General features: G+C 55.4%; 7 protein-coding genes and 1 pseudogene. 5 read left to right on the top strand and 3 right to left on the bottom strand.

Annotated elements, in window-relative coordinates; all coding sequences use genetic code 11:
* The 5 genes from QZ197_RS14415 to trpB form a co-directional block, all read left to right on the top strand.
* Positions 1-1,010, top strand: a 1,010-nt coding sequence (locus tag QZ197_RS14415) for a S1 RNA-binding domain-containing protein (RefSeq protein ID WP_296432828.1), incomplete at its 5' end; no start/stop codon positions are given.
* Positions 1,011-1,352: 342 nt separating this feature from the next.
* A complete protein-coding gene (gene ihfB / locus QZ197_RS14410; protein WP_296432827.1) occupies positions 1,353-1,634 on the top strand; it encodes an integration host factor subunit beta in 282 nt (93 codons plus the stop codon).
* A 105-nt stretch (positions 1,635-1,739) separates the two neighbouring features.
* Complete coding sequence (locus QZ197_RS14405; RefSeq protein WP_296432826.1) at positions 1,740-2,096, top strand: LapA family protein; 357 nt, start codon at positions 1,740-1,742, stop codon at positions 2,094-2,096.
* Complete coding sequence (locus QZ197_RS14400; RefSeq protein WP_296432824.1) at positions 2,096-2,743, top strand: phosphoribosylanthranilate isomerase; 648 nt, start codon at positions 2,096-2,098, stop codon at positions 2,741-2,743. Before QZ197_RS14405 ends, QZ197_RS14400 begins: the two co-directional genes overlap by 1 nt.
* Before the next feature lie 62 nt (positions 2,744-2,805).
* Positions 2,806-4,032: a tryptophan synthase subunit beta gene (trpB, locus tag QZ197_RS14395; protein ID WP_296432823.1), complete on the top strand. Its 1,227-nt coding sequence runs from the start codon at positions 2,806-2,808 to the stop codon at positions 4,030-4,032.
* A 39-nt stretch (positions 4,033-4,071) separates the two neighbouring features.
* On the opposite strand, the gene QZ197_RS14390 is transcribed toward trpB, so the two are convergent.
* From QZ197_RS14390 to QZ197_RS14380, 3 genes and pseudogenes are all read right to left on the bottom strand, one after another.
* Complete coding sequence (locus QZ197_RS14390; RefSeq protein ID WP_296432822.1) at positions 4,072-4,452, bottom strand: DUF2237 domain-containing protein; 381 nt, start codon at positions 4,450-4,452, stop codon at positions 4,072-4,074.
* Between the two features lie 55 nt (positions 4,453-4,507).
* On the bottom strand, positions 4,508-5,542 hold the full coding sequence (locus QZ197_RS14385) for a DUF2332 family protein (protein ID WP_296432821.1): 1,035 nt from the start codon (positions 5,540-5,542) through the stop codon (positions 4,508-4,510).
* Positions 5,539-5,814: pseudogene (locus QZ197_RS14380) on the bottom strand (aminoacyl-tRNA hydrolase); the annotation flags it as partial. The gene QZ197_RS14385 and the pseudogene QZ197_RS14380, both read right to left, overlap by 4 nt.

Genomic DNA, 5,814 nt, shown 5'->3' with positions numbered 1-5,814 from the left:
ACGTGACTGACATGGCATGGCGCCGTGTGAACCACCCATCCGAGATCCTCACAATTGGTGAGACGATCAAGGTGCAGGTTATCAAGATCAACAAAGAAACGCACCGCATCAGCCTCGGCATGAAGCAGTTGCAAGCTGATCCATGGGATGCAGTCGAAGCCAAGTTCTCTTTGGGTTCTGTGCATCAGGGCCGCGTGACCAACATCACTGATTATGGCGCATTTGTTGAGCTGGAAGCTGGCGTTGAAGGTCTGGTTCACGTGTCCGAGATGTCTTGGACCAAGAAGAACGTACACCCGGGCAAGATCGTTTCCACTTCGCAAGAAGTTGAAGTCATGGTTCTGGAAATTGATTCCGCAAAGCGCCGCGTTTCACTGGGTCTCAAGCAGACACAGCGTAACCCATGGGAAGTCTTTGCAGAGCAGTTCCCTGAGGGCACTGAAGTCGAAGGCGAAGTCAAAAACATCACCGAATTCGGTCTGTTTGTTGGCCTCGAAGGCGACATCGACGGCATGGTTCACCTGTCTGACCTGACATGGGAAGGCCGCGGCGAAGACGTCATCGGTGATTTCCGCAAGGGCGACATGGTTCGTGCGAAAGTCGCAGAAGTCGACGTCGAGAAAGAGCGTATTTCGCTCTCCATCAAAGCGTTGGACGGTGATCCGTTCGCAGAAGCTGTTGGCGGCGTAAAGCGCGGTTCGGTTATAACTGTTGAAGTGACCAAGATCGAAGACGGCGGCATCGAAGTTGACTATGAGGGTGCAAAATCCTTCATCCGTCGCTCTGACCTGTCGCGTGACCGTGCCGAGCAGCGCCCAGAGCGTTTCGGAGTTGGCGACAAGGTCGACGTTCGTGTGACCAACATCGACAGCAAGACCCGCAAGCTGGGCCTGTCGATCAAAGCACGCGAGATCGCAGAAGAGAAAGAAGCAGTGGCACAGTATGGGTCATCTGATTCGGGCGCATCCTTGGGTGATATCCTTGGCGCGGCTCTAAAGGGCGACGAATAAGTCTCACCTGACTGGTTAAGAAATTAAGCCCCCGCTGCAGTTTACTGCGGCGGGGTTTTTTCTTTTTGTCATTGCACGATCGTTTCCAAAGGCGGTTTGCGACGGATTTGATGTGTTGGAGTGCCCGAATCGGTGCTGGAACTGGATCGGCGCAGTGACCCCGGTTGGCCCAAGCTTTCCCAGTTTATGCCATTTTGAGTTGAAATAAGCCCTGTCCGCGACGCCAATTTGCGTAAAACGGTGGATCACCGCTATTTCACCATGGCACTAAAATGCCTATAGTCGTTTGAAATGCAGGGACAAACCTGCTTTGTGTTTGCTGAATGGTTGGGAGGCCAAATTATGATCCGTTCCGAACTTATCCAAAAGCTCGCCGACGAGAACCCCCACCTTTATCAACGTGATGTTGAAAAAATCGTCAACACAATTTTTGAAGAGATCATCGAAGCGATGGCAGGAGGCGACCGCGTCGAGCTGCGCGGCTTTGGTGCATTTTCGGTTAAAAAACGTGATAGCCGCGTTGGGCGCAACCCGCGCACTGGTGAAGCAGTCGATGTCGAAGAAAAGCATGTGCCGTTTTTTAAGACAGGCAAGCTTTTGCGAGATCGTTTAAACGGCGGATAAGTATTCGGCACCTTGTGCCTGGCGCTCGCCGGCCTATCTTTGCAGTAAGTGCATGGTTTGTGGATTGTAGTTCACCGTCCCGATGATCTGCGATAAGAGGACCTTATGAAAACTATTCGTTATACATTTTGGGCCATTGTAGGTCTGTGCTTGATCCTTATTGGCCTTGCCAATCGGGACTTTGTAACCGTGCGTGCCATGCCACAAGCAATGGCTGATCTGTTGGGCTTGTCCCCTGATATTCAGTTGCCGCTGTTTGTTGTGATCTTTATCGGCGTTGGTGCCGGTTTGGTGATCGGGTTCTTGTGGGAATGGGTCCGCGAGCATCGCATTCGGTCTGATGCTCGCGCCAAAACGCGCGAGGTCGAAAGCCTTAAGCGTGAGGTCGCGCAATTGCGCGGTGCGGTGGCCACGGCGCAAGGCGATGATGATGTGCTTGCACTGCTGGAAAAGACTGGCTGATGACCACGCCTGCGCGGGTTAAGATCTGCGGTTTGCGCGATGTCGCAGCGATGCAGTCGGCTGTCGATGCGGGTGCAACTTACGTCGGGCTAGTGTTTTTTCCCAAGTCCCCACGAAACGTGTCGATCGCCCAAGCCGCATTGGTTGCAAAGGCAGTGCCTGTGGGTGTCGCCAAAGTGGCCTTGGTTGTTGACGCAGATGATGCGCTTTTGGATTCTATCACGGCAGTCGTCCCTTTGGATGTCTTGCAGCTTCATGGCAGCGAGACGCCGGCGCGCGTGGCCGCAATTCGCGCGCGCTATGGTTTGCCGGTCATGAAGGCGGTGGGCGTTGCCGACGAAAGCGATCTCGCGTCACTCGATGCTTATGCGCAGGTTGCTGACCAAATTTTGGTAGATGCGAAACCACCCAAGAATGCCGATTTGCCGGGGGGCAATGGCTTGTCCTTCGACTGGCGTTTGATTGCGGGCCGCCGCTGGCCTGTGCCGTGGATGTTGGCGGGTGGCCTCACTCCTGAAAACGTGGCTGAAGCGATTGCATTGACAGGTGCTGTCCAAGTCGACGTGTCGTCCGGTGTCGAAGCATCCCCCGGTATCAAAGACCCAGCACGCATGTCCGCGTTTTGCGAGGCAGTCCGCCGCAGCTAAGCGGCTTTACCATTCCCGCACTTGGCGCTAGTTCTGGCGGGCGCAAACTATGTAGGTGTCCAATGGCCAACGATCTTTTTAACAGCTTCATGACTGGTCCCGATGAAAAGGGCCGTTTCGGTGATTTCGGGGGGCGGTTTGTTTCTGAAACACTGATGCCGCTCATCCTTGAATTGGAAGAGCAGTACGAGCATGCTAAAACTGACGATGCATTTTGGGCAGAAATGCATGATCTGTGGACGCACTACGTTGGCCGCCCAAGCCCGCTTTATTACGCAGATCGCCTGACGCAGCATTTGGGTGGTGCTAAGATTTATCTTAAGCGTGATGAGTTGAACCACACTGGCGCGCACAAGATTAACAACGTTTTGGGTCAAATCATTTTGGCCCGTCGCATGGGCAAAACACGTATTATCGCGGAAACTGGTGCGGGTCAGCATGGTGTCGCGACAGCGACGGTTTGTGCAAAGTTTGGCCTAAAATGCATTGTCTACATGGGCGCGCATGACGTTGAACGCCAAGCACCAAATGTTTTCCGCATGCGCCTGTTGGGTGCAGAGGTGGTCGCGGTGACGTCGGGTCGTGGTACGTTGAAGGACGCGATGAACGACGCGTTGCGCGACTGGGTCACAAACGTGCGCGACACGTTCTATTGCATCGGCACGGTCGCGGGCCCGCATCCGTACCCAGCAATGGTCCGCGATTTCCAAGCCATTATTGGCAAAGAAACCAAAGAACAAATGCACGCCGCAGAGGGCCGTTTGCCCGACACGCTGATTGCCGCCATCGGTGGTGGGTCAAACGCGATGGGCCTGTTTTACCCGTTCCTTGACGACAAAGAGGTCAATATCATCGGGGTCGAGGCTGGCGGCAAAGGCGTGAACGCCAAGATGGAGCATTGCGCGTCATTGACTGGCGGTCGCCCAGGCGTGCTGCACGGTAACCGCACCTACCTGTTGCAAGACGATGTGGGCCAAATCCTTGAAGGTTTCAGCATTTCAGCGGGACTTGATTATCCCGGTATTGGGCCCGAGCACGCATGGCTGCATGATATCGGTCGTGCGCAATATGTGTCGATCACAGATGTTGAGGCGCTTGAGGCGTTCCAGCTATCTTGCGCCCTCGAAGGGATCATCCCCGCACTCGAGCCATCGCATGCGCTGGCGCATGTGATGAAAATCGCACCGGAATTGCCCAAGGATCACTTGTTGGTCATGAACATGTGCGGACGCGGTGACAAAGATATCTTCACCGTCGCAAAGCATCTGGGTTTTGACATGACCGCCTAAGGAAACGCGCCCCGACGCAAGTCTGGGCGCAACTTCTGCTTAGCTGTCGAGCGTTGTTGCATGGCCACGCAGCACATCAATTGGCACGATCTCTAATGCGCGCACATGCGTGGCATGTAGGTTGACCCGCGGCGCACAGCCTTCTTCGTGGGCCTGCAAAAAGCGGCTCGCGCAAAGGCACCAACCGTCACCAGCTTTCAGACCTGCAAACCCAAATTCGGGGCGCGGTGTGCTAAGATCGTTGCCGACGTATTTTGAAAACGCCAAGAATTCACCTGTCATTACTGCACATACCGTGTGGCTGCCCTGATCGGCGGCACAGGTATCGCAGGCCCCGTTGCGGAAAAAGCCGGTCATTGGTTCTGTTGAACAGGTCGCCAGCGTGCTGCCGAGTACGTTAAACGAAGGGTCTTTTTCCATATTTATGCCAGCCTTTCATGCGCTACACCAAGATATGGGCGTCTGCCGGAGGGGGTCAAGCCAAGCCGCGCCATTCTACCCAACGCCCGTGGAAATCTGCACGCCCCAATTCAAAGCGAAGATCACCGGGCCAGAGCCGCAGTGTCAGTGCCGCACCATGCGTGCTACCGTCGTTTTCCATCCCAAACCAAGCCAGCGGCGTATCCGCGGTGGCTGCAGTACCTGCAGTTTCAATCATCTTTGTTCCCATGACTTGTTTTTCTGCCGGAAAATATTGCCATGCCACTGTGCTGTAAATCAGATGCAACTGGCCTTGTTGATGCGCGAGTTGCCTTGCGAGCCAATCTATTGCGTCGCCTTTTGTCACAGATGTCTTGGCTGCTGAAATCGCGGCGCGCGTCAAGGCAAGGCGCTCTGGCTGGTCCGGCCAAAGATACGCTTGCAGGCGCAGTGCGTGATCTGGATCACTTGGGTCTAGCGGGTTTAAGTCAACGCCGCTTCGTGACGTAACCGCAAGAGGGGTGCGCGGTGGCAATGGTCCGGACCAATCCGGTGTCAGGGTTAACGCAGGGTCTGGGCTGCCAAAATGCAAATCGCCCAATTGCAGCGCATAGCTGTCCCAATGCAGATTGAGCCCGCCACTGGCCCCCAGTTCTGATGTGCGGATTGGCAGGCCATATCTGTCGCTGAGCAGATGACCGACTGCGATCAGAGTGGCCGCGCGGCGGACCTCGTTGGTTTGCGGCGCGCTGTCCAGCCATGTGTCGATATGGGCGGCGTCATTGACAAGTGTCGTTCTGACCGCGTCCCATAAGGTGTCGTCTGTCACTGTGTGTGGGGGATAGACAGTGGTCAAAACAGGATGCCCTTGCAAACACAGCGCGTGTAATGCACCTGCCAAACGCAGTGGAACGGATTGCCCAAGGGGGCTGATGTCGCCTTGCCACGTGAATATCCGGTCGGCGATCTGCCCCTCAGGCCAAGGCCTTTCGGCACAAAGCTGCATCAGTTTGCCCATAAAAGGTGAGCCGAGACTGGCGCAGGCAGCGGACTGATACGCAAAGGCTTGTTTGATTGCGTCAGGGATCACCTGAACCGATCCACCAGCTTTTGCATTGCGGAACGGTCATCAGCTTCAGGTGCGGGCGCAGGATCGGTTGGCTTTGGTTTTGGCACTGATTTTGAAGAACGTGCCGGCGCGACACGCAGGGCCACGGCGTTTAGGAACTTTGGTCCGTCGCCTGCAACAAGATGGGCAATGCCGTCGCTGATCCCGCGCAGTTCGTCATCAAGCCATTCCGCATCTGCTTTGGGGAAATCGCGTAAAACAAATCCGGGGACCGCGTCCTTGTGGCCGGGATG

This window comes from Yoonia sp., from assembly GCF_017854415.1.
Taxonomy (GTDB): Bacteria; Pseudomonadota; Alphaproteobacteria; order Rhodobacterales; family Rhodobacteraceae; genus Yoonia.
Note: the sequence above shows the minus strand (reverse complement) of the source record. Positions and strands in the feature narration are given on the sequence as shown.

Bases quoted from the DNA above. Each gene is read 5' to 3' on its own strand.
- QZ197_RS14390 (WP_296432822.1), bottom strand. From the start codon at position 4,452: ATGGAAAAAGACCCTTCGTTTAACGTACTCGGCAGCACGCTGGCGACC.
- ihfB (WP_296432827.1), top strand. From the start codon at position 1,353: ATGATCCGTTCCGAACTTATCCAAAAGCTCGCCGACGAGAACCCCCAC.
- QZ197_RS14405 (WP_296432826.1), top strand. From the start codon at position 1,740: ATGAAAACTATTCGTTATACATTTTGGGCCATTGTAGGTCTGTGCTTG.
- trpB (WP_296432823.1), top strand. From the start codon at position 2,806: ATGGCCAACGATCTTTTTAACAGCTTCATGACTGGTCCCGATGAAAAG.
- QZ197_RS14400 (WP_296432824.1), top strand. From the start codon at position 2,096: ATGACCACGCCTGCGCGGGTTAAGATCTGCGGTTTGCGCGATGTCGCA.